At 59.0% G+C, this 1455-nt stretch carries 2 protein-coding genes and 1 pseudogene; 2 read left to right on the plus strand and 1 reads right to left on the minus strand.

Annotated features, from left to right (window positions below):
* The first annotated feature begins 10 nt into the window (after positions 1 to 10).
* Positions 11 to 658 carry a site-specific integrase gene (locus tag EN939_RS33990; RefSeq protein ID WP_272483133.1) on the plus strand — a complete coding sequence of 216 codons (648 nt, stop codon included), beginning with the start codon at positions 11 to 13 and terminating at the stop codon, positions 656 to 658.
* Positions 659 to 808: 150 nt separating this feature from the next.
* On the opposite strand, the gene EN939_RS33995 is transcribed toward EN939_RS33990, so the two are convergent.
* Positions 809 to 1048 (minus strand): helix-turn-helix domain-containing protein, encoded by a 240-nt coding sequence (locus EN939_RS33995; RefSeq protein WP_127271801.1) that lies wholly within the window; start codon positions 1046 to 1048, stop codon positions 809 to 811.
* Between the two features lie 165 nt (positions 1049 to 1213).
* On the opposite strand from EN939_RS33995, the pseudogene EN939_RS34000 reads away from it, so the two are divergent.
* A pseudogene (locus EN939_RS34000) lies at positions 1214 to 1455 on the plus strand (hypothetical protein); the annotation flags it as partial.

Here is a 1455-nt window from a genome sequence, read left to right on the forward strand (position 1 = left end):
GGCCGACGAGATAAAGACGATGGGGGCGGCTTTGCCCAAAGCCGACATGCGGGAAAGCCCCCGCCGCATTCTGCGCCTGTGCTTGGTTACCGGACAGCGTGTTGGCGAGATCGCCGGCATGGAGCACGGCGAACTGGACTTGACACGCGACCTTTGGACGATACCAGCCAGGCGCGCGAAGAACGGCCGCGACCATATTGTCCCGCTGTGCGAAATGGCAATCCGGATCATCGGCGATCAGATCGCAGACGTGAAGGCGCTGTCGGAGCGCAAGGGCAGGGCGGTACCGCCTTTCGTTTTTCCTGGACCGGGCGCCCGTGCAGCAGTCACCGGCGCATCTGTCCCGAAGGCAGTGAAGCGAGAAGAGATCAGCAAGCGCGGCGTAGCGATGATCATGGGCATTGCACCGTGGACGCCGCATGACCTTCGGCGATCTGCTGCGACGGGCATGGAAGAAATCGGCATTTCGCCGTTCATCGTCGGGCATGTGTTGAATCACGTTTCGGCGACCAAGAGTACGGTCACGTCGCGGGTATATGCGCGCTACGACTATATGAGCGAGAAACGGGATGCCTTGGAGCGTTGGGCCGATCGGCTTGCCGGCATCATTGCAGGCAAGAGCCACATCGAACCTCTGCGAGCGAAGGCAGTTGCATGAACCGGTCTGAGCAGTCGCCGTTCGACCCCGAAACCCTTCTGCCGCTCGTCGAAGTCTTCGCGGTTGATCCCTCTGACTGCGGCCGCAATCGAATGATTGTCGGCTAATGGACGCGCTTTGCCTTGCCTATCGGGAGCTGTTTCACCGATCCTACGTCCTTTCGGAACGCCGTGACAAACGCACGCCGACACCACCGCCATTTTCAGGAATGAACTCGATGCCGGCATTCTCAAGCGTTTTCTGGAGGAGATATCGCGTTCCTGTTTGAGGAACAGAACGCTCGTTTTCGAAATTGCGAATGGTAACAGCACTCGCGCCGGAGCGGGCGGCGAGATCCTCTTGCGTCCATTTCAACAGCGCTCGTGCGGCGCGACATTGGGAAGAATCCATGCCGCAAACTGGTGATAACTCCCGAAAATCGCAAGCCTTTTCGGAAAACGTTGACAATGGCTTTCTAAAAACAGACAATCCTTTCGTTTTTAGAAAGCGGCCGCACCGAGTGCGCGAACACTCGATGCGGCCTCACCAAAACCCCAGCTGTTAGGAGCTCGGATAATGGCTGATTCCGACAGTAGCATGAGTTCGTTTTTCGTCACCCGGCGGCGCTTGCTGGCGGGCACGGCTACGGCCGCGGCGGCGTGGCCCTTCCAGGTAAAGTCGCGAGCCGCCGAACTGACGGACGGCAGCAGCGCGGCTGATCCTGCTCTTCGTCTGTGTGGCGACTGGCAAAAGATCCATGATGAGACACTGACGCTGTGTCACGAACAGCAGCAGTTGGAGACACACCTCGCCAGGAC

The sequence above is a fragment of the Mesorhizobium sp. M7A.F.Ca.CA.002.05.1.1 genome (assembly GCF_003998335.1).
In the GTDB taxonomy this organism is placed as follows: Bacteria; Pseudomonadota; Alphaproteobacteria; order Rhizobiales; family Rhizobiaceae; genus Mesorhizobium.